The organism is Solidesulfovibrio sp. C21 (assembly GCF_047785625.1).
GTDB lineage: Bacteria > Desulfobacterota > Desulfovibrionia > Desulfovibrionales > Desulfovibrionaceae > Solidesulfovibrio.
The window spans coordinates 1-19,756 of the sequence record NZ_JBLODY010000073.1 but is presented as its reverse complement, the minus strand read 5'-3'; the positions used below and the strand labels follow the sequence as shown (position 1 = coordinate 19,756).

Annotated in this window: 19 protein-coding genes; 7 read left to right on the top strand and 12 right to left on the bottom strand. The window is 65.1% G+C overall.

The window, feature by feature from the left end; genetic code table 11:
* Positions 1-44: 44 nt before the first annotated feature.
* The 3 genes from ACMZ6R_RS16870 to ACMZ6R_RS16860 form a co-directional block, all read right to left on the bottom strand.
* A complete protein-coding gene (locus ACMZ6R_RS16870; RefSeq protein WP_416113600.1) occupies positions 45-1,418 on the bottom strand; it encodes a sigma-54-dependent transcriptional regulator in 1,374 nt (457 codons plus the stop codon).
* An 84-nt stretch (positions 1,419-1,502) separates the two neighbouring features.
* Positions 1,503-2,951, bottom strand: coding sequence for a sensor histidine kinase (locus tag ACMZ6R_RS16865; RefSeq protein ID WP_416113598.1), 1,449 nt, complete (start codon positions 2,949-2,951; stop codon positions 1,503-1,505).
* 127 nt (positions 2,952-3,078) lie between these two features.
* Entirely contained in the window at positions 3,079-4,254 is a 1,176-nt protein-coding gene (locus ACMZ6R_RS16860; RefSeq protein ID WP_416113596.1) for a pyridoxal phosphate-dependent aminotransferase, read from the bottom strand.
* Between the two features lie 90 nt (positions 4,255-4,344).
* Here ACMZ6R_RS16860 and sfsA point away from each other — a divergent pair, with 90 nt between their 5' ends.
* Entirely contained in the window at positions 4,345-5,085 is a 741-nt protein-coding gene (gene sfsA, locus ACMZ6R_RS16855; RefSeq protein WP_416113594.1) for a DNA/RNA nuclease SfsA, read from the top strand.
* Between the two features lie 169 nt (positions 5,086-5,254).
* On the opposite strand, the gene ACMZ6R_RS16850 is transcribed toward sfsA, so the two are convergent.
* The gene (locus tag ACMZ6R_RS16850) at positions 5,255-6,445 is read right to left on the bottom strand and encodes an acyltransferase family protein (protein WP_416113592.1); all 1,191 of its coding nucleotides are present in this window, start codon (positions 6,443-6,445) and stop codon (positions 5,255-5,257) included.
* Positions 6,446-6,567: 122 nt separating this feature from the next.
* Here ACMZ6R_RS16850 and ACMZ6R_RS16845 point away from each other — a divergent pair, with 122 nt between their 5' ends.
* The 4 genes from ACMZ6R_RS16845 to ACMZ6R_RS16830 all read left to right on the top strand — a co-directional run bounded on the left by ACMZ6R_RS16845 (position 6,568) and on the right by ACMZ6R_RS16830 (position 11,776).
* Positions 6,568-8,985, top strand: a complete 2,418-nt coding sequence (locus ACMZ6R_RS16845; RefSeq protein ID WP_416113590.1) for a Lon protease family protein — start codon at positions 6,568-6,570, stop codon at positions 8,983-8,985.
* Positions 8,986-9,091: 106 nt separating this feature from the next.
* Complete coding sequence (locus ACMZ6R_RS16840; protein ID WP_416113588.1) at positions 9,092-9,862, top strand: hypothetical protein; 771 nt, start codon at positions 9,092-9,094, stop codon at positions 9,860-9,862.
* Positions 9,863-10,103: 241 nt separating this feature from the next.
* A complete protein-coding gene (locus tag ACMZ6R_RS16835; protein ID WP_416113586.1) occupies positions 10,104-11,255 on the top strand; it encodes a potassium channel family protein in 1,152 nt (383 codons plus the stop codon).
* Entirely contained in the window at positions 11,252-11,776 is a 525-nt protein-coding gene (locus ACMZ6R_RS16830) for a cyclic nucleotide-binding domain-containing protein (RefSeq protein WP_416113584.1), read from the top strand. Before ACMZ6R_RS16835 ends, ACMZ6R_RS16830 begins: the two co-directional genes overlap by 4 nt.
* Before the next feature lie 9 nt (positions 11,777-11,785).
* Here the strand turns inward: ACMZ6R_RS16830 and ACMZ6R_RS16825 are convergent, their stop codons facing one another.
* The 3 genes from ACMZ6R_RS16825 to ACMZ6R_RS16815 form a co-directional block, all read right to left on the bottom strand.
* A complete protein-coding gene (locus ACMZ6R_RS16825) occupies positions 11,786-12,253 on the bottom strand; it encodes a YbhB/YbcL family Raf kinase inhibitor-like protein (protein ID WP_416113582.1) in 468 nt (155 codons plus the stop codon).
* 117 nt (positions 12,254-12,370) lie between these two features.
* Positions 12,371-13,645: a class II fructose-bisphosphate aldolase gene (locus ACMZ6R_RS16820; protein ID WP_416113580.1), complete on the bottom strand. Its 1,275-nt coding sequence runs from the start codon at positions 13,643-13,645 to the stop codon at positions 12,371-12,373.
* A gap of 99 nt (positions 13,646-13,744) precedes the next feature.
* Positions 13,745-14,188 carry a hypothetical protein gene (locus ACMZ6R_RS16815; RefSeq protein ID WP_416113578.1) on the bottom strand — a complete coding sequence of 148 codons (444 nt, stop codon included), beginning with the start codon at positions 14,186-14,188 and terminating at the stop codon, positions 13,745-13,747.
* A gap of 177 nt (positions 14,189-14,365) precedes the next feature.
* Between ACMZ6R_RS16815 and ACMZ6R_RS16810 the strand changes: the two genes are divergently transcribed.
* Positions 14,366-15,268, top strand: a complete 903-nt coding sequence (locus ACMZ6R_RS16810; protein ID WP_416113576.1) for a DMT family transporter — start codon at positions 14,366-14,368, stop codon at positions 15,266-15,268.
* A 73-nt stretch (positions 15,269-15,341) separates the two neighbouring features.
* Positions 15,342-15,665, top strand: coding sequence for a flagellar biosynthesis protein FlaG (locus ACMZ6R_RS16805; protein WP_416113574.1), 324 nt, complete (start codon positions 15,342-15,344; stop codon positions 15,663-15,665).
* A gap of 165 nt (positions 15,666-15,830) precedes the next feature.
* Here the strand turns inward: ACMZ6R_RS16805 and ACMZ6R_RS16800 are convergent, their stop codons facing one another.
* From ACMZ6R_RS16800 to ACMZ6R_RS16780, 5 genes are all read right to left on the bottom strand, one after another.
* Positions 15,831-16,430, bottom strand: coding sequence for a hypothetical protein (locus ACMZ6R_RS16800; RefSeq protein WP_416113572.1), 600 nt, complete (start codon positions 16,428-16,430; stop codon positions 15,831-15,833).
* A 155-nt stretch (positions 16,431-16,585) separates the two neighbouring features.
* Positions 16,586-16,864 (bottom strand): hypothetical protein, encoded by a 279-nt coding sequence (locus ACMZ6R_RS16795; RefSeq protein WP_416113570.1) that lies wholly within the window; start codon positions 16,862-16,864, stop codon positions 16,586-16,588.
* Positions 16,854-17,570, bottom strand: a complete 717-nt coding sequence (locus ACMZ6R_RS16790) for an ABC transporter ATP-binding protein (RefSeq protein ID WP_416113568.1) — start codon at positions 17,568-17,570, stop codon at positions 16,854-16,856. The genes ACMZ6R_RS16795 and ACMZ6R_RS16790 overlap by 11 nt, the downstream gene beginning before the upstream one ends.
* A gap of 2 nt (positions 17,571-17,572) precedes the next feature.
* On the bottom strand, positions 17,573-18,796 hold the full coding sequence (gene livM, locus ACMZ6R_RS16785) for a high-affinity branched-chain amino acid ABC transporter permease LivM (protein ID WP_416113566.1): 1,224 nt from the start codon (positions 18,794-18,796) through the stop codon (positions 17,573-17,575).
* Positions 18,780-19,697 (bottom strand): branched-chain amino acid ABC transporter permease, encoded by a 918-nt coding sequence (locus tag ACMZ6R_RS16780; protein WP_416113564.1) that lies wholly within the window; start codon positions 19,695-19,697, stop codon positions 18,780-18,782. Before ACMZ6R_RS16780 ends, livM begins: the two co-directional genes overlap by 17 nt.
* Positions 19,698-19,756 lie beyond the last annotated feature (59 nt).

Genomic DNA, 19,756 nt, shown 5'->3' with positions numbered 1-19,756 from the left:
GTCCGGGGGGAACCCTTTCTACAGAAAGGGTTCCCCCCGGCGCTTTAATGTCCGGTGAGTTTGTACTTTTTGAGCTTGTATTGGAGCAGGCTTTTGGAGATGCCGAGCATCTCCGCCGCCTTGACCTGGATCAGGTTGGAGCGGGCCAGGGATCGGCGGATGAGCGCCGCCTCGATTTTTTCCAGGGTGTCGTTGAGGTTGATCTTGACCGGCAGCAGGTCCACGGCGGATTTGTACTGGCTCTCCTCGTCGCGGATCTCGCTTGGCAGGTCCTCCACCCCCACGATGTCGCCCCCGGCCAGCACCACGCAGCGTTCCACCACGTTTTGCAGCTGGCGCACGTTGCCCGGCCATTCGTAGGCCGTGAGGTAGTCCATGGCTTCGGGGGAGAATCCTTTGAATTTCTTGTTGTTCTCCCCGGAGTAGCGTTCCAGGAAATGGGCGGCCAGGATGGGAATGTCCTCGCGGCGCTCCCGAAGCGGCGGCGTCAGGATATGCACCACGTTGAGGCGGTAGTAGAGGTCCTCGCGGAAGGTCCCCGCGGCCACGGCCTCGGCCAGATTACGGTTGGTGGCGGCCAGGATGCGGATGTCCACCTCGATGGAGTCCGAGCCGCCCACGCGCTCGAACTTGCGTTCCTGGATCACGCGCAGGAGCTTCACCTGGAGTTCCGGGGACAGCTCGCCGATTTCGTCGAGAAAGATCGTGCCTTCGTGGGCCATCTCGAACCGGCCGCGCTTGCGGGCCACGGCTCCGGTGAACGATCCTTTTTCATGGCCGAAAAGCTCGGATTCGAGCACCCCCGAAGCCAGCGCCATGCAGTTGACCGACACGAAGGGGGCGTTTTTGCGCGGCGAGGCGTAGTGGACGGCCTTGGCGAGCAATTCCTTGCCCGTGCCGGATTCACCGGTGATGAGCACCGTGGACCGGGTGGGCGCGGCCTTGGCCACCATCTCCAGCACCCGCTGCATGGCCTTGCCCCGGCCGATGATGTTCTCCGAGGAGAAGCGGTCCTCCAGGGATTGGCGCAGCAGCATGTTTTCGCGCTGGGCGGCGGCGAAGCGGCTGGCCTTTTCCACGGTCAAAAGCAGCTCGTCGTTGGCGAAGGGCTTGGCGATGTAGTCGAAAGCCCCGATGCGCATGGCCTCCACCGCGCCTTCGATGCTGCCGAAGGCTGTCATGATGATGACCGGGATATAGGGGTAGTTGCGCTTGACGTGCTCGAGCACCTGCTGCCCCGTGACCTTGGGCATCTTCATGTCCGTGATGACCACGTCCACTTCGGATTCGTCGAGAAAGGCCAGACCCGTTTCCGGGTCGTCCAGGGCGGTGACGGCATAGCCGGCGTCGCCGAGCATGGCCTCGAGAATCAACAGATAGTTCTTTTCGTCGTCGAGTATCAGTATCTGGCTTGCCATGGGTATTCCAGGGAAAGGGATTGGCGTCCGTGCCGTGGGCAGGCGCGGCGTCCGGGCGGCCTATGGGGGCGTTTTACCCCAGGCTCAGGCCGGAGGGAAGGTCATGGTGACGCGCGCCCCGGCGTCCTCGGCGTTGTCCAGGGTCAGGGTGGCGTTGTGGCTTTCCACGATGGTGCGCACGATGGCCAGTCCCAGGCCCGTGCCGGCGTCCTTGGTGGTGAAAAACGGATCGAGCAGGCGGTCCTTGTTTTCCGGGCAAAAACCCGGTCCGGAATCGGTGACGGACAGGATGACCGCTTCCGCGTCGGCGGTGGCCGACACAGTGATGGCCGACGGCCGGACCTTTTCCTTGTCCTCGGTCATGGCGTCCAGGGCGTTGGACAGCACATTGTAGACGGCCCGGTAGAGCAGGTCCTTGTCGCCGGAGACGGTGAGGCCGGGCGCATAGTCGCGCGTCACGGCAATGCCCTGTTCCTCGCACTTGGCCTCGAGGAACGTCAGGGCCTGATCGCAGATCACGGCCAAATCCACCCGCTCCTGGCGCGGGGACTTTGGCCGGGCGTAATCCAGAAAATCGCCCACGGTCTTGGACAGGCGCTTGGATTCGTCGAAAATGGCCGAAAGCAACCTGGCGTTGACGCCGTCCGTGTCCTTGCCGCGCTTGAGCAGGAGCTCGGCCGTGGAGCGGATGATGCCGAGCGGGTTTCGGATCTCGTGGGCGATGCCGGCCACCATGCGGCCCATGCCGGCCAGCTTTTCCTGTTGCTGCAACTCGCGTTCGAGCTGTTCGCGCTCGGCGATGCGCTGGGCGTTGATGCGCCCGGCCCGGCTGATGATCACCCGCAGCATGATGAAAAGGAGCACCGAGGAGGCCAGGGTGGTGCCGATGATGATACGCTGGAAATCCACCACCTTCTGGTAATCGTTGGTGATGTCCTGGGTGAACTCCAGGACGCCCATGATAAATCCCTGGGGATTGCCGGGGATAAGCGAGCGTTCGATGCGCAACGGATAAATGGTGCGCAAGATCACCGAGTCCGGCTTGGGATGGAAGTTGAAAATGCTGCTGAAAAGCCCGGTGCGGCTGACCAGCTGGAAGCTCGACTTGCCCTGGTCCAGGGCTTCCATGATGGCCTCGCCGGCGTAGCCGGTCTGGCCCACAAGCTCCTTGTCCGTGGAGAACGACACCCGCTTGTCGTAGTCGTAGATGCGCACTTCGCTGACGTGGAAGCTGTGGATGGTGGACAGCACCGTCTTTTCCAGCCGGTCGTACTGGGCCGGCTGGGACAGTTCCACCCGGCCGAAACCGATGACCGTGGGCAGGGTGAAGCGCTGGTATATCTGGTGGTTGAGGTTTTCGGCCAGCAGCAGGGCGAATTCCTTCTGCTTGGCCAGCACGTCCTGGCGGGCGTAGTTGGACAGGAAGATGGAAAGGAACAGGTTGACGAGCAGGATCAGGGCCAGGGAGCTCCACGACAGGAATTTGACCAGTCCCAGGTACTGGTCGGCGTCCGTGCGGCCGGTTTTTCTCACGCCGGATTCCCTGGCCCCGCGCAGGCCGAATTCCGTTTTCGTTTCAAAAGTGGCACCAGTAACAGATATATCTCATTGATATGCTTGTATCGTTTAGGATGCCGGACGTCGGAATGCCTGTCCGGTGTTACAGTTTGCGCAGGAACGCGGCCATGGCGGTCAGTCCCTTTTCCAGTGTGGCATCGGCCGTGGCGTAGGAAAGCCGTATGCAGCGGTCCTCGCCAAAGGCCACGCCCGGCACCGTGGCCACGCCGGCCTCGGTCAAAAGCGCCTCGGACAGGGCCGTGGAATTGGGCACGGCGTCGTTGTAGTAGCCCGACAGGCAGGGGAACAGGTAGAACGCGCCGCTCGGCGCCCCGCACAGGGCCTTTTTCCAGGTGCCGATGATGGAAAGGGCCAGGTCGCGGCGACGGGCAAAGGCCTGGCGCATTTCCTCCACGCAGTCCATGGGCCCGGTCAGGGCGGCGATGGCCGCCTTCTGGGCGATGGAGCAGATATTGGAGGTGGACTGGCTTTGCAGGGTGGACATGGCCCGGATGACGTTCGGGTGGGCCATGGCGTAGCCCACGCGCCAGCCGGTCATGGCGAAGCTTTTGGACAGGCCGCCGACAATGGCCACGTGCTCCGGGTGCAGGGCGAAGGCGCTGGCCATGGAGGCGGGCACGGCCGGCGCGTAGACCAGTCTGTCGTAGATTTCGTCGGATACGATGTAGACGTTTCGCGCCATGGCCCAGTCCAGGATGGCGTCGAGCTGCTCCGCGGTGTAGTGCGCGCCGGTGGGGTTGGACGGCGAATTGATGATGAGCGCCCGGGTGGCCGGGGTGGCGGCCTTGTCCAGGTCCTCGACGGAGACGAGGAAACCCTGCTCCGGGCCGCTCGGCACGGGTACGGGCCGGCCGCCGGCGAGCCGCACCATGTCCGGGTAGCTGACCCAGTAGGGGGCGGGCACCAGGACCTCGTCGCCGGGGTTGAGCATGGCCATGAAAAGCGTGTACAGGGCCTGCTTGCCGCCGTTGGTGGCGATGATGGCCTCTTTGGGCGTGGGCACGCCGTACGTGGTCTTGAAATAGCCGGCAATGGCCTCGCGCAGGGTGTGGACGCCGGGCACCGGGGTGTACCGGGTGAAATTGTCGTCTATGGCTTTTTGGGCCGCGTCCTTGATGTGCTGGGGCGTGTTGAAATCGGGTTCGCCAGCCGAGAGGTCGATGATGGCCTTGCCCTGGCGCCGCAGGTCGGCGGCCTTGGCGGCCATGCCCAGGGTGGCGGACGGGGCGACGAGACGCATACGAAGCGCGGTGCGCATGGCCCGGAATCCTTGCGTTGAAGTGTTATGCCTCGGCCGCGTGTGCGCGGCCGTTTGTCAATGTAGTATACAAAAGGCCAAAGGTAAATCATGGCTGCGCGATCGGATACCGGCGTGATCCTCCCTTTCCCCGGCGAACTGGTCATGGCCCGGTTCGTACGCCGCTACAAGCGGTTTTTGATCGACGCCGTGATCGAAAACCGCCCGATCACGGCCCATGCCAACAATACCGGCTCCATGCTCGGGCTCCTGCGCCCGGGATGCACGCTGGGGCTTTCCGTGTCGGATAACCCCAGACGCAAGCTGGCCCACACCCTGGAGATGACCCGCGTGCCGGATTTCCGGGGCGATTTCTGGGTCGGGGTCAATACGCTGACCCCCAACCGGCTTTTCCGCCGGGCCTTTTGCGCCGGGGCCTTTCCCGAACTGGCCGGTTACGACACCATCCGGCCGGAACCGGTCTTTGCCCACGGCCGGCTGGATTTTGCCCTGACCGGCCCGGCCGGGACCTGCTTCGTGGAATGCAAGAACGTCACCATGGTCGAGGATAATGCCGCCGCCTTCCCCGACGCGGCAACCGAGCGGGGGTGCAAGCACTTGGTGGAACTGACCAGACTCGCCCGGGAAGGAAAGTGCCTGGCCGCGCTCTTTTTCTGCGTCCAGCGCCCGGACGGGGACTGCTTCGCCCCGGCGGCCATGGTCGACCCGCAATACGCCGCGCTTTTCACCGACGCCCTGGCCGCCGGCGTCCTGATGCTGCCCTACCGGGCCGACGTCTCCACAGCCGGCATCACCCTGGCCGACCGCCTGCCCTTGGCCTGCCGGTATTGATCGGGCCGGGGCTCCGCCCCGGACCCCGCTGGGGGAAACTTTTCTGGAGAAAAGTTTCCCCCAGGCCCCCTTCCAAAGACTTTTATAATAGAAACAGTGTATTATAGAAGTCAGTCGGCAATAGTGAGAAAATTTAGGAAAGGGAGAGCGCGAGAGGGGAGAACCCTTTTTAAAGGGTTTCCCCTCTCGCATTCTTTCCTCTCCTCCCCCCTATCCACCGGGCGGCGGGGGCTTCGACGAAGCGGGCCAGGAGGATGCCGGCGGCGATGGTCGCGGCCATGCCGGCCAGGGCGGCCATGGGCCACAGCGGGCCGGTCGGGGCGAAGAGGTGTTTCCAGGGCTCGAGGGCAAAGGGCTGCACGAGGTAGATCGACAGGCTCGCCCCGGCGATGTGGCTGATAAGGCGGTTTGAGGCAAAGGATGGCGGCCGGACGGCCAGGGACAGGCACAGGGCGGCCAGGGCCGGGGCGTAGAGGGCGTTGTTTTTGAGGATGGCGAAGAAAAACCAGTCCTCCGGCGCGGGGACGCACAGCAGGACGGCGAGGAGCGTTGCGGCGGCCGGAGCAAGCCAAGCCGGCGGTCGCCCGCCCAGGACGAACAGCCGCGCCGTGGCCATGCCGGCAATGAATTCGAAGAGGCGGCAATACGGACTGGTGTAGGTCAGCCACTCGAACAGCAATCCGGCCAGCCTCGGCTGGTCGCCGGCCAGGGCGGGATGGGCGCGAAGCGCCCAGGCGAAAAGCGCGGGCCAGTGTGCACTGATGCAGGCGTCGAGGCCGACGGCCGCGCCCAGGGCCGCAAGCCCGGCGCAGCAGGCCGCCCGCCGGCTGGCCAGGGCCGACACGCCCCGGGTCAGGATCGGGAAGAGCAGGTAGAAAAAGACTTCCGTGCTGACGGCCCAGGCCAGCGGATAGACGCTCGGGGCCTCGGCCACGAAGAACCAGCTTTGGGTCAGCGTCAGCGCGGCCAGCACGCTCTGGCAAAACCCGGGGACTTCCCAGGGCCGGCCGAAGCGGATGAAGATGTCGGTCAGGGAGACCGTGAGCAGCAGCAGGTAGACCGGGTGGATGCGGGACAGCCGGGCCGTGGCGAAGCGGCCCAGGCCCCGCAGGCCGGTGATGGGGCGCGCGCCGTAGTTGTACTGGAGCACGAAGCCCGACAGCACGAAGAAGCCGGACAAACCGCACTGGGTAAGCCGGGCCAGGGGCGCGTGGAGGGCGGGCAGCCCCGGCAGGGGCGTCAGCCAGGAGGCGGCGTGGCCGACAAGGACGGCGGCCACGGCCAGGGCCCGAAAGCCGCCAAGACCGGCCAGAAACGGCGGCTTGCCGTGGGCGTGCTGCATGGTCTGCGGCCCTAGCATAATCGCCGACCCCTGCAAAGGCGGCGGTGGTGACAAATCGTCCGTTAGCCCGTATCAGGGGAAAGCAGTTCCGCGCCCGGTCGGGCGCCTTTCCCATAACGCCTATTGCCCCCATGGTATCCATGACGAAAATCCTTCGCGCCTCTATGCTTCGTGCCGCTTGTCCCCCGGATAGCCTGCCTTACGCCGACAGCCGGGACATTCCCGATTCCCCCGACGCCTTGTCCAGAACCCAGCCCCGGGCCCATGCCGCCCTGGATCTGGCCCTGTCCATCGGCGGCCGGGAATATAACGTTTATCTGGCCGGCGAGCCCTCCATGGGCCGCACCCATTTCGCCCGCACCTTTCTCGACCCGGCGGCGGCCAAGGGGGCCACGCCCCCGGACTGGCTCTACGTCCACAATTTCGACGACCCGGATCGTCCGCGCGCCATCTCGTTGCCGCCCGGTCAGGGCAAGGGCTTCAAAACCGCCCTGGCCAAGGCCGTGGCCGACATGCGCGAGGAGATCCCGGCCCGGTTCGAGCGCGAGGCCTACCAGACCCAGAAGCAAAGCCTCATGCGCGGCTACAACGCCGACCGCGAAACCGTTCTCGACGAGATGGAGGAGCGGGCCAAGGGCGAGGGCTACAGTCTTTTTATCGACGACCAGGGCGGCTTCACCCTGTATCCGCTGCTCGAGGGCAAGGTGGTCTCGGACGAGGAGTTCGAGCGCCTCGACCCGGAGCTCAAAAAGACGCTCAAGGCCAAAAGCGACCGGCTGCTCGAGGAAATGGGCTCGGTGCTGCGGCGCCTGTCCAAGGAGGAGCGCGGCTACCGGGATCGGGAAAAGGACCTGGAGCGCACCACGGCCGGCGAGGTGGCGGACACCCATCTGGCCCCCCTTGCCGAGCTGCGCGCCGCCCATCCAGCCATCGACACGTTTCTCAAGGCCATGCGGGCCGACATCCTGGACAACATCGACGCCTTCATGCCCGGAGCCCAGCCCGCGCCGGCTCCGGCCTCCCATGGCGAGCCGCCCCTGCCGGACGACATCTTCTACCGCTACGAAGCCAACCTGTTCGTGGACAACGGCCAGCTCTCCGGCGCGCCGGTGGTCATCGAGGACCATCCCACCTATTTCAACCTCATGGGCTGCATCGAGCGCGAATCCGAAATGGGCGCGCTCTATACCGATTTCACGCTGATCAAGGCCGGCTCCCTGCACAAGGCCAACGGCGGCTTCCTCATCATCCGGGTGGACGACATCTCGGCCAACGTCGGGGCCTGGGAAGGGCTTTTGCGGGCGCTGCGCTCGGGACAGGCCAGGGTCGAGGACCCAGCCGAGGGCGGTGAGCACGTGCGCACCCGCACCATCGAACCCGAGCCCATCCCCCTGGACCTGAAGGTGGTGCTGGTGGGCCCGGACGAGGCCTACGAACTGCTGCTCTACAACGACGAGCGCTTCGGCAAGCTTTTCAAGCTCAAGGCCCATCTCCAGGAGACCATGCCGCGCACGCCGGAAAACATCCTCGTCTACCTGACCCTGGCCGCTCGGGTGATCCGGGACGCGAAACTGCCGCCCTTCGACCGTTCGGCCCTGGCCAGGCTGGTGGAATACGCCTCGCTTCTGGCCGAGGACCAAAAAAGGCTGTCGCTCAAGCTCCCGCTGGCCCGGGAGCTCATGATCGAAGCCGCCGCCCTGGCCCGCGGCGAGAAGGCGGACATGGTCGCCGCCTCCCATCTGGAGCGGGCCCGGCGGGCCCGCGATTTCCGGGTCAACCTCTACGAGGAGGATTACCTGGAGGAATACGACCGGGAGATGATCAAGGTATCGACCACCGGCGAGGCCGTGGGCCGGGCCAACGGGCTGTCGGTGCGCATGTACGGCGACTACGCCTTCGGGCTGCCCCACCAGATCGCCTGCACGGTCGGCGTCGGCCACGGCGGCATCCTCGACCTCGAACGCGAGGCCGAGCTTGGCGGGCCGATCCACACCAAGGGCATGATGATTTTAAAAAGCTACCTGCTCGGCCGGTTTGCCCAGGACAAGGCGCTGGTCATGACCGGGTCGCTGTGCTTCGAGCAGAGCTATGCCGAGGTGGAGGGCGATTCGGCCTCCGGGGCCGAACTGGCCTCGTTGCTCTCGGCTTTGGCCGAGCGGCCGATCAAGTTGTGCTACGCCATGACCGGGGCCGTGTCCCAGTCCGGGGACATCCTGGCCGTGGGGGGGCTTAACGAAAAGATTCGCGGCTTTTTCACGGTCTGCCGCCGCCGGGGCCTGACCGGCGCGCAGGGGGTGCTTTTGCCGGCGGACAATGTGGTCAACCTCATGCTCGACGATGACATCCTGGACGCCGTGGACCAGGGGCTTTTTCGCATTTTCCCGGTGACCACCATCGAGGAGGCCATGGAGATCCTGACCGGCTTGCCGGCCGGGACGCGCGGCGCGGACGGCAAGTTCCCGCCCCAGACCCTTTACGCCCTGGTGGACGAGCGGCTGGCCAGGCTGGCCCGGTGCGCCCCGCCGGGCTTTCCCGGACAGGCGCCCGACCGGGGATGAGCTCGTTTCCCGTGCAAAAGGGTGCGCTGGTGAAGAGAGAGGACGATAATATAACTTTATATTTTCAATCATAAGGCGAGTTATGATTGAAATGGTTTGAGGCGTCATGCAAAGCAGCTGGTTCGACGAAAAGCGCGCCGAGTTCATCCGCGACCTCTTGCGTGACTACTGCCTGTCGGTGCAGGTGCTGGAGGGGCTTTTCCAGGAATTCGACCGGTGTGGGGCCATGGCCTTCGAGGATTTGCGCGACCTCTTGGGCGAAGAGATGAACAAGGGGCTTCTGTGGCGCCTCAAGGACACGGCTCACCATCTTTTCCGCAACGGCGGCGCGTCGAGCCTGGTCGGGCAGTTTCTCGACTGGTGTATCGGCTACATTTTCCACGAGTCCATGAAGCTCAAGGAAGACGCCTATCAGCAGCAGAATTACGCCCCCTGGTTTCGGTCCATGCAGGAGCGCGAGCTGCCCGAACCCGACCTCATCATCAGCCGGGAGCTGTTCCAGCTCCTCATGCAGACCGCCGAGAGCATGCAGCGCGAAATCCGGCGCATCCGGTTTCTTTTCGGCGAGTGCCGCAAGCTTTTTCCGCTCTACCTGGCCGACCAGAAGGAAAACCACTGGCTGGCCCGGCTCATGTTCAAGCGCAACGAGCTGGTACGCGAGGTGTTCGGCGGAGGCTATCGGGAGCTTCTGCGCGGCGTCTACGGCGACACGCCGGAATTCATGTACGTGATGGCTTCGCGCAGCCTGCGCGAGGGCGGCTGGATGCAGGAGGCGGCCGACGCGGCCGAGGAGGCCTGCCGCATGTGCCCGGACAGCGAACCGGCCCGCCGCGAAAAGGAAATCGTCGACACCTGGCGCGCCCACCTGCGGGCGTGACAAGGCTTTTGAAAAAAAGCGCCGGGGGAAACCTTTCTGAAGAAAGGTTCTCCCCCCGGACCCCCTTCCAAAGACTTTTTCCAGAAGAGGGGAGGTTGCCGAGGTGACGCCCGTGAAAAGTTTTTGGGGAGGGAGAGCGCGAGAGGGGAACCCTTTTTGGAAAAAGGGTTCCCCTCTCGCACTGCTTCGCCATCTTTATCCTTCCTCCGCGTTTGCCACGGCCCTGCTGCTGGTCGCGGCCATGCTTGTGCTGGCCACGGCCGGGTTTTATTTCCTGGAGCTGCGCCACAACCCTGATAAGACCCTTTTCGACGCCCTGTGGTGGGCCATGGTCACCCTGACCACGGTCGGGTATGGCGACATCGTGCCGGGCACGGTCGCCGGCCGGCTGATCGGCATGGTCATCATGGTCGCCGGCATCGGCGTCATGGCGGCCTTGAGCGCCAATCTGGCCTCGGTGCTCATCGAACGCAAAAACCGCAAAAGCCAGGGGCTCCTGCCTGTGAAAACCGCCGGACACAGCCTTGTTTTGGGTTTCAATGCCCAGGCCCCGGAGCTGCTCCGGGCGCTTATCGCCTCGGCCCCGGCCGGGATAACGCCGGCCGTGGTGCTGGTCGCGACCATCACCCCGGAAGCCTTTGCCGAGCTTTCCGCCGACATCGGCCAGGGCGAACGGCTGGCCTTTTGCCGGGGCAATCCGGCCAATGAACTGACGCTTGGCCGCGCCTCCCCGGCCACGGCCCGGGCCGCCTACATCCTGTCCCAGGACGGGCTCACCCGGGAGGACGCGGACCAGCAAAGCCTGCTTGCCGCCCTGACCGTCAAGAGCCTGGCCCCGAAACTGCGGCTCTACGCCGAGGCCATGCTCGAATCCAACCGCAAGCACTTAAGCCGCGCCGGCGTGGACGTGACGCTCATCCCCGGCGAACTGGCCGGCCGGGCGCTCGGGGCCATGGGCGAACACCCGGCCCTGTGGCATTTTCTGGAGCATCTGCTCGGCCATCCGGGCGAGCGGCCCATGCACGCCCGCAACCTCACCGCCGAGGAAAAGGGCCTGCCCTGGTCCCAGCTCGTCGGCCGGGCCCTGGCGGCCGGGGGCGGCGAACTGCCGGTGGCCGTGTTCCGGCTGCCCCGCGACATCGCCATAAAGGACCTGCTGGACGTGGATGCGGCCCTGGACAGCTTCATCTTGGAGATGCTGACGGCCTACGGCCAGGACGGCCGCATTGCCAGCCAGGGGCCGAGCGTGGTGGTCAATCCCGGCGACGGGGTCGCGCTGACCGGCTTTGACGGCCTGATCGCGCTACGCATGGGCGGGGAGGCGCGGGGACACGACGCGCCGGCCGCCGCGCCCGCGTCGGCGCCGCAGCCGGGCGCGGGAGGGCGGTCATGAGCGGGGATTCCTGGACCAGGGCCGAGCTTTTCGCCGGGCTGTCCCCGGAAGATCTGGCCGCCGTGCGCCCGTCCTTCGATACCGTGTCCCTCTCGGCCGGCCGGGACGTCATTGTCGAGGGCGAACCCGGCGACGACATGTTCATCCTGGTCTCGGGCAAGGTGCGGGTGCGCAAATCCATGGTGCTCAAGGGCATTGCCGTGCCGGCCCTGGACGCCGAGGCCGGCGGCAAGACGCTTTGCGAACTCTCCGACGCCCAGAGCCCCTTTTTCGGCGAGATGGCGCTTCTCGACCGCGACATCCGCTCGGCCAGCGTCACCTGCCTGACCGATTGCCGTTTTTTGCGCATCGACCGCGACCGGTTTTTCGCCTTGATCGCCGCCCGGCCGGACATCGGCGTCCGCATGGTCACGACGCTGGCCAGGCGGCTGGCCAAGGTCGTGCGCAAAAATAACGAGGACCTGGTCAAGTTGACGACAGCCCTGGCCCTGGTGCTCAGCCGCCGCGACCAGGGGCGTTGACCGAGCCCCCTATCTCCCCTTGCGCTGATAGCGTCCCATGAGCGTGGCCGAGGCCAGAATATGGCTTTTGGCCGCGCGCAAAAGCTCCCCCTTGGTCGCTCCGGGAGCCAGGTCGAGCATGGCGTCGAGGGCGTAGAGCGTGAAATAGTAGCGGTGGACGCCGCGTGGCGGACAGGGACCGCCGTAGCCGCAGCGACCCCAGCTGTTGCGGCCGGACATGCTCCCGTCGGGATAGCGCTCCGCGCTGTGCAGCCCTTCGGGCAGCCCGGGAGTGGCCGGGGAGAGGTTGTAGAGCACGAAATGATCCCACACCCCGGCCGGAGCGTCGGGATCGTCGCAGACAAGCGCCAGGCTTCCCGTCGTTTTCGGGACATCGCCGAAGGTCAGGGGCGGGGATATGTCCGCACCGTCGCAGGTGTGGCGCTCGGGAATTCCGCCTTCGTGGACAAAAACCGTGGAAGTCAGGGTCATGGCCATGGCGCGCTCCTTGGACCGCGGACCGCTGTGGCCGGCCCGGCATGTGGCTTGTCACGGGTCCCGGCCGGGGGGGGATCCCCGGCCGGATGCTCGGGGAAGGGGGAAATCCCCTTCCGGTCAATCGTCGAAGTCGCCTTCCGGACCCTTGTCGCAGTGCATGCCCGCCGCGCGCGCGGCAATCTTTTCACGGGTCCAGTCGGCCGGGTTTTCGATGCGGTCGGCCTTGGGGCCGAGGTCGTAGGAACCGGCCGTGGTCAGGGCGTCGATGCAAAGGGGCGCGGTGTCGGCGGCATTGAAGACGTCGGTTAAGAGCCAGGAAACGAATTCCGCCACGGCCCCGGACATCCGTTCGCGCACCGCCGTCGGCTGGGCCAGGAGCTTGTGCTCGAAGGCGCAGTTGAGCTTCTTGTAGTCCCCGGCCTTAAGCGCCTTGCCGTCGGCATAGGCCACCATCTGCTCCCACAGTTCCGGGGAAATGCCCTTGTCGGGTTCCTTGATGAAGTTCCCGGCCGCATCCATGATGGCGTTGCCGTAGTCGTTGACGGCCACGCCCCAGGAAATCATCTGCAGGGCCGTGGCCACGTTGGCCTTGGTCGTAGCGGTCCTGGCCGCGATCTCCCTGAGCTTTTCCGAGGAATTGCCCGAGGTGCCGTGCTGGGCGCCGGAGATGCCGTAGGGAGCCAGGGCCTCGTGGATGCGGGCGGTGAGCTCCACCTGGATGCCGTTGCCCGAGGCCTCGATGCCGTGGGTGGTGCCGTTGTTGAGCGCGATCCAGTCCGGGTGCAGGCCGTTGGCGTTTAAGCCCTTGATGAGAAAAAGCGCTTCCTCGGGCGTGGACAACCCGTCCTTGCCCTTGATCTCGCCCACTTCCGTCTCGTAGCCGGCCCAGGACGGCACGAACGGGGCCAGTTCGAGGTTGGCGATCAGGTTGTCGGCGTCGGGCAGGTGGGAGGCGTCGATGGCGATGGAGGTGATGCCGGCCTCGAACAGCGTCGGAATCTCCACTTTGGCCTCGGCCACGTCCCCGGGCTTTTTGATGCCGTAGTGGTCGGCGTGGATGGCCACCGGCACGGTGATGCCCAGTTCGTTGGCGGCCTGATCGGCCTGGCGGGCGATGTTCCACATGGAGACGTCGCAGTAGTTGGACTCGGACCGGGCGATTTCCAGGATGATGGCGGCGTTCGCCCGCTGGGCGGCCATGAGCGCCCCGCGCAGCACGAAGCTGTTGCGGGAGTTGGCGGCGATGGTCATGGCGTGGCCTTTTTTGATCATGCCCCTGTCCACGGCCTTGCCGCTGACGATAAGCGCCCGGGAATTGGGAAAAAGCTTTTTGATGTTGGGCGGGCGGCCCACGGCCAGTGCCTGTTCAAACGCGGGGTCCGTCTTGGTCATGCGATCCTCCTTGGCGTCAGGGCTGGCGGGGCCGGCCGCCTGGGCCGGGCGCGAACTTCCCTGATAGCGCCTGTTTGTTACGATACGGTCGGAGACGCCCTAGGCGGCGAAAGTATTCGCCAGCTTGTGCCGCGAAACGATCTCAAGGGCGGCCGGATTGTCGGCCACGGCGTCGAGCAGCGCGGCCACGGCCGGGGCGAGCCTGGCCCGTTCGGCCGGCTCGGTGACGGCGGCGAGCCGGGTCGCCAGGGCTTCCAGCCGGGCCAGATTGGCGTCGGCCGGCGCGGACTGGCAGCGACCCAGAAAATCGCACGACACCACGTCCCCGGGCGTCTGGGCCGACAGCCCGGCCACGAACACCGCTCCGCCGCAGACGGCGCAGGACAGTTCGCCCGGAGCGCTTTCGGCCACGGGAAACGTCCACTGGGCCGTGGTGTTGCCGCAGGCGTCGTACTTGCGCATGTGGAAAAACGTGCTTTTGGCGGCCCAGCCGAAGTCGGCGTGGGTGGGGTCGTTGACGCAGAACAGTTTGCGCGACAGCATGCTCGCTCCTTTTGCCCCGACACGGGGCGCATCGTTTGCAGCAATAGTACGGCCGGCGGAAACAATCAACAAATCGCGCGCAATTCCCCTTACGGGCAGGGGTTTTCGCTTTCAATGGCAACCGCTTTCTGATAGCGCCTTGCCACGCCGGAAAATGTCGCCCGGCCGGGAGCAAGCGTGGCCGGATATCTGTACGTTTTGTGCGCCGCCTCGTTGTGGGGGCTTATCGGGCCGCTGTCCAAGCTGTCGTTCGCCGCCGGCATGGACACGGTGGAGGTGGCCTTCTGGCGCACCACCCTGGCCTGGTTTTTCTTCGCCGGCCAGGCCATCGCCAAAAAGGAAGTCCGCATCGCGCCCCGCGACCTGCCCGCCGTGGTCGGATTCGGCGTGTGCGGCATCGCCGGACTGTTCGGGGCCTACGTCGTGGCCGTGGAAGCCGGCGGCGCGGCCCTGGCCTCGGTGCTGCTCTACACCGCCCCGGCCTGGGTGGCGCTTCTGTCCTGGTTTTTCCTCAAGGAACCCATGGGCGGCTACAAGGTGGCCGCCGTCGTCGCCACCATCGTCGGCGTGGCCGGGGTGAGCCTCGGGCCGGGCGCAAGCGGTCATACGGCCATCGGGAGCAAGGCTATCGTTTTCGGTCTGCTCTCCGGAATAACCTACGCTCTGTATTACATCTTCGGGAAATACTACCTGGGCCGCTACCGCACCCCGACGCTGTTCCTGTACGCCCTGCCCGTGGGATCGCTGACGCTTTTGCCCTTCGTCCACTTCACCCGGCCGACCCTGGCCGGAGCCGTCCCCTGCCTGACCCTGGCCCTCCTCTCCACCTACGCCGCCTACTCGATCTACTACGCCGGGCTGAAGCGCCTGGAAGCCACCCGGGCCGCCGTGGTGGCCACCATGGAGCCCGTCATCGCCGCCATCCTGGCCTATGCCATGTTTGGCGAGCGCTTCGACTTCGTGGGCTACCTCGGGGCCGGGCTCATCCTCGCCTCGGTGCTCATGACCATCTGGGACGGTGCGCGCCAGCGCTTTCGCGCGCCGCTGCCCACCCCGACCGGGCAACAGGACAAAGGCTAAAGAACGCCACGCCCCCGGCCGATCGATTTATGGGGAACCCCACCCGGAGGCTGCGCGCGGCGGGGAAACGGCCATGAGCGAAATCGACCCGACACAATCCGTCAATCCGTTGCCGGCGCAAACGCCCGAGACGACCGGGACGTCGGAGAGCTCCCGTTCTGCCTCCCCAAACCGCGACAAGCCCCGCACCGACGCCGACACCGTCAGCATTGAAGCGCTTTTCCCCACCCGCGACATCCGGCTCGTCATCGACCAGGCCACCAATATCGTCCAGGCCGTGGTCCGCGACGCCGCCACAGGCAAAGTGCTGCGCAAGATCCCCGACGACGCTTGGCTCAAGGTCGTCCGGGAACTGCGCGCCTTTGCCAGCGAAGCGATCATTGATCGGAAAGCGTAGGCGGGGAGGGGGAGAAGGCCTCCGGCTCCCTGGCCAAAGACGAAGCCGCCGTGACCCAAGTCCGGGAATTTAGCCGGAACCTGGGGAAACGCATACTGGGGTAGCGGTATTGCACGCATGAAAAGCCCCCAGGCCTTGTCTCGCCATGGAGTAGTTCGGCGGGGGTCAGCTCTTTTTATGGGCGCGCAGGTCGTCGAACTGACGACGCACGGTCTCCAGGCGTTCCCGGTAGCTTTCGGCGTCGCCGTATTCCAGGAAAAAGCGGTAGCGGGAGTGGACGGAGTTCGGGGTGCGGGCGTGGCGTACCGGGCACCAATACTGTTCGGTACGGGCGGCCACCTCGCGGACGAAGCCAAGCAGGCCGTTGAAATAACCGCAATAGACGCAGTTGAGCTTCTCGATCCAGTTAAGATAGGAGAGCGACTGGCGGTCTATAATCATGAAATCGCCGCGTCGCACGCTGGGGATGCCGTAAATCGGGAAGCAAATCCGCTGGTAGATGCTGACGGTTAAATCCATGAGCACGGCCGGGATGATCGCCCCCCAGATGACCGGGATGGTGAGAATCATCAGGAACCCGGATTCATAGACATAGGCCATCCATTTCTTGACCAGACGCTTGTGTTGCCGCTTGATTTCTCTGGTGAAACGGACTTTTTTGCGCTCGATGGTGTAGCGGACTTCACCGCCCGCCTGCTCGAACGCCTCGGCCAATTCCTTTTCCAGGGACTCCATCCGGGCGATGATGTCGTCGATTTTCGTCATGGGGGAAAAATGCCTTTGGCGGTCGGGAGGGGCCAAGCCCCTCCCCAACCCTCCCTAACGGTGAAAACGCGACCAACGCCGCAAGCGATTCCGCGACCATTCCCCTTTTCAAGGGGCCGGGGGGATGATCCCCCCGGCCGCCGGAGGCATCTTGATTATTTATAATCCTTGTCGGCCGCTTTGACGGCCTGGATAAGGCGCATGAAATCGACGCCGGCCTTGTGCAGGTCGGTGTAGTGTTCGGCGTAGTTGATGTCGATGTCGGACATGGACTGGGCGACGCGGATATCGTCGAGGAAGCGTTTGACGTCGGCCGGGTCGGCGGTGGGGCCGAATTGCTTGGCGACGGCGTCGGTGATGAGGTTGCGGATGGTTTCGGCCTTTTCGGGCCGCAGGCGGGCGATGATGGCGTCGAGTGTGGTGTTATTGTCCAAGGTAGGCCTTCTTGATGTCGGCGTTTTCGCGCAGGTTCGCGGCGGTATCTTCCATGACCACGGAGCCGGTCTCCATGACGTAGGCCCGGTCGGCGAGTTTCAGCGCGATGTTGGCGTTTTGTTCCACGAGGAGGATGGTCATGCCGCGCTCCTCGTTGACGTTTTTGATGATGCGGAAGATGTGCTGGGAGATCATGGGCGAGAGCCCCAGCGACGGCTCGTCCAGGAGCAGCACCTTGGGCCGGCCCATGAAGGCCCGGGCGATGGCCAGCATCTGCTGTTCGCCGCCGGAGAGGGTGCCGCCGTATTGCCTGCGGCGTTCGTAGAGGATGGGGAAGAGCCGGAAGACGAGCCCCATGTCGGCATCGATGCCGTCCTGGTCGCGGCGGAAAAACGCACCCATGTCCAGGTTTTCCTGGACGGACAGGCGCGGGAAGATGCGCCGGCCCTCGGGCACCTGGCAAAGCCCCATGCCCGGCAGTCTGTCGGAGCGCACGTCGGTGATGGATTCGCCGAGGTAACGCACGTCGCCGGCGCTGGCCTTGACGATGCCGCAGATGGTCATGAGGGTTGTGGATTTGCCCGCGCCGTTGGCGCCGATGATGGTGACGATCTCGCCCTCGCCCACGGTAAGCGACACGTCGCGCAGGGCCTGGATGCGGCCGTAGTGGGCGCTGACGCCCGAAAGTTCCAATATCGCGGCCACGGCTACTCCGAATCGTCCGAACGTTTGCCCAGGCGTGCCGCCGGCCACAGTCCGGCCGGACGCACGATCATCATGAGGGCCATGGCCCCGCCGAAAGCCAGCATCCGGTAGAGCTCGAATCCCCGGAACACTTCCGGCAACGCGACCAGGGCCAGCGCCCCGAGGATGACCCCGGGGATGGAGCCCATGCCGCCGAGGACCACCATGGCCAGCACCATGGCCGACTCGATGAAGGTGAAGCTCTCGGGGCTGACGAAGCGCATGCGGGCGGCGAAGAAGGCCCCGGCCAGGCCGCCGAAGACCGCGCCCAGGGCGTAGGCCAAAAGCTTGAAGCGGAAGGTGTCGACGCCCATGAGTTCGGCCGCGGTCTCGTCCTCGCGGATGGCCTCGAAGGCGCGGCCGATGCGCGAGAAGTTGATGCGGTAGACGGCGATGACGGTGAAAACGGCCAGGGCCAGGATGATGTAGTAGAGGTATTCGAGCTTGCGCAGATAGAGGTGCTCGAAGGAGAAGGCGCCGTCGGCGAAGCTCGGCACGTAGACGCCCGGGGCCTTGATGCCGAGGATGCCGTTGGGGCCGCCGGTCAGGTCCATCCAGTTGTTGAGCACGATGCGCACGATCTCGCCGAACCCGAGGGTGACGATGGCCAGATAGTCGCCGCGCATGCGCAGCGTCGGGTAGCCGATGATGCAGCCGGCCATGGCGGCGAACAGGGCGCAGATGGGCAGGCACACCCAGAACGGCACGGCGTAATGCACCGAAAGCAGCGCGTAGGTGTAGGCCCCGACGCCGTAAAAGGCGATGTAGCCGAGGTCGAGCAGGCCGCACAGTCCCACCACCACGTTGAGCCCGAGCCCCAGGCAGATGTAGACCAGGACGTTTATGGCCACGTCCTGGGCATAACGGTTGGTGAGCATGGGGTAGGCCAGGGCGAAGGCGGCCAGGGGCACGTAGAGCATCCAGCGCGGGGTTTTCCCCAGCCCTTCGGCCACGGCGTCGCGGGCCTTGCCAAGGGGGTTGAGCACCGGGTCGAGGATGCCGCGCTTGCCGAGGCGGTAGAGCACGAAGCAGACGGTGGCGGCCACGGCCACCCGCAGCCAGACCAGAAACGACCTCTCGAAATGGAGTTCGCCGTCGTGGATTCCCAGCAGCGGCCACAGCAGCAGGTAGAACCAGGCCAGGCCCAGGCCGAAGTATGCCCAGGATTTCCTAGACCCGCGTGTCATCGACGTTTTCTCCCATGATGCCGGTCGGCATGAAATAGAGGACGAGGATGAGGATCACGAAGGCAAACACGTCTTTGTACTCGCCGCCGTGGGGAATGTAGGCTGCGGCCAGGATTTCCACCATGCCGATGATGAACCCGCCGATCATGGCCCCGGTGATGTTGCCGATGCCGCCGAGAACGGCCGCGGCAAAGGCCTTGATGCCGGGCACGAAGCCCATGTCGTAACGCACCGAGCCGTAGTACATGCCGACCATGATGCCGGCGGCGGCGGCCAGCGCCGCGCCGATGGCGAAGGTGGTGCTGATGACTTTGTCGGAGTGGATGCCGACCAGGGCGGACATGACCTTGTCCTGGGCCGTGGCCCGCATGGCCTTGCCGATGCGGGTCCTAAAGACCAGGGCGTTGAGCAGGAAAAGGAGCAGGGCGGTGACCCCGATGATGCCGATCTGCATGTAGCTGATCCGCACGCCCCAGGCTTCGAAGCCGCCGTGGGTGAACTCGGCGGGGTAGGCCTTGTCGTAGACGCCCTGGGTGAGCATGAGCCCGTTTTGCAGGAAAATGGACATGCCGAGGGCCGAGAGCAGGACCGAAAGGCGCGAGGATTGGCGCAGCGGCTTGTAGGCGACCTTTTCCACGGCCATGGCCAGCATGGCGCAGTAGCCCATGGCCAGGATCAGGGCGAAGGCCAGCCCGAACCAGGGGTGGCTGGCCATGAGCCCCCTGGAGGTCATGTAGCTTAAAAGGATCACGCCCATGTAGCCGCCGGCGGCGAAGATCTCGCCGTGGGAGAAGTTGATGAGCGCGATGATGCCGTAGACCATGGTGTAGCCAAGCGCCACCAGGGCGTAGACGCCGCCGAGGGTCAGGCCGTTTATGAACTGCTGTATGAAGTATTCCATGTTGGTGGTCGTTTTTCCGGGGGAGGGCGCTTTTTGAAAAAAGCGCCCTCCCCCGGACC

Excerpts from the sequence above, each read along its gene's own strand:
- livM (WP_416113566.1), bottom strand. The coding sequence starts at position 18,796 with ATGACACGCGGGTCTAGGAAATCCTGGGCATACTTCGGCCTGGGCCTG.
- sfsA (WP_416113594.1), top strand. The coding sequence starts at position 4,345 with ATGGCTGCGCGATCGGATACCGGCGTGATCCTCCCTTTCCCCGGCGAA.
- ACMZ6R_RS16860 (WP_416113596.1), bottom strand. The coding sequence starts at position 4,254 with ATGCGCACCGCGCTTCGTATGCGTCTCGTCGCCCCGTCCGCCACCCTG.
- ACMZ6R_RS16850 (WP_416113592.1), bottom strand. The coding sequence starts at position 6,445 with ATGCTAGGGCCGCAGACCATGCAGCACGCCCACGGCAAGCCGCCGTTT.
- ACMZ6R_RS16840 (WP_416113588.1), top strand. The coding sequence starts at position 9,092 with ATGCAAAGCAGCTGGTTCGACGAAAAGCGCGCCGAGTTCATCCGCGAC.
- ACMZ6R_RS16805 (WP_416113574.1), top strand. The coding sequence starts at position 15,342 with ATGAGCGAAATCGACCCGACACAATCCGTCAATCCGTTGCCGGCGCAA.
- ACMZ6R_RS16815 (WP_416113578.1), bottom strand. The coding sequence starts at position 14,188 with ATGCTGTCGCGCAAACTGTTCTGCGTCAACGACCCCACCCACGCCGAC.
- ACMZ6R_RS16870 (WP_416113600.1), bottom strand. The coding sequence starts at position 1,418 with ATGGCAAGCCAGATACTGATACTCGACGACGAAAAGAACTATCTGTTG.
- ACMZ6R_RS16845 (WP_416113590.1), top strand. The coding sequence starts at position 6,568 with ATGACGAAAATCCTTCGCGCCTCTATGCTTCGTGCCGCTTGTCCCCCG.
- ACMZ6R_RS16835 (WP_416113586.1), top strand. The coding sequence starts at position 10,104 with ATGCTTGTGCTGGCCACGGCCGGGTTTTATTTCCTGGAGCTGCGCCAC.
- ACMZ6R_RS16820 (WP_416113580.1), bottom strand. The coding sequence starts at position 13,645 with ATGACCAAGACGGACCCCGCGTTTGAACAGGCACTGGCCGTGGGCCGC.
- ACMZ6R_RS16830 (WP_416113584.1), top strand. The coding sequence starts at position 11,252 with ATGAGCGGGGATTCCTGGACCAGGGCCGAGCTTTTCGCCGGGCTGTCC.
- ACMZ6R_RS16800 (WP_416113572.1), bottom strand. The coding sequence starts at position 16,430 with ATGACGAAAATCGACGACATCATCGCCCGGATGGAGTCCCTGGAAAAG.
- ACMZ6R_RS16825 (WP_416113582.1), bottom strand. The coding sequence starts at position 12,253 with ATGGCCATGACCCTGACTTCCACGGTTTTTGTCCACGAAGGCGGAATT.
- ACMZ6R_RS16780 (WP_416113564.1), bottom strand. The coding sequence starts at position 19,697 with ATGGAATACTTCATACAGCAGTTCATAAACGGCCTGACCCTCGGCGGC.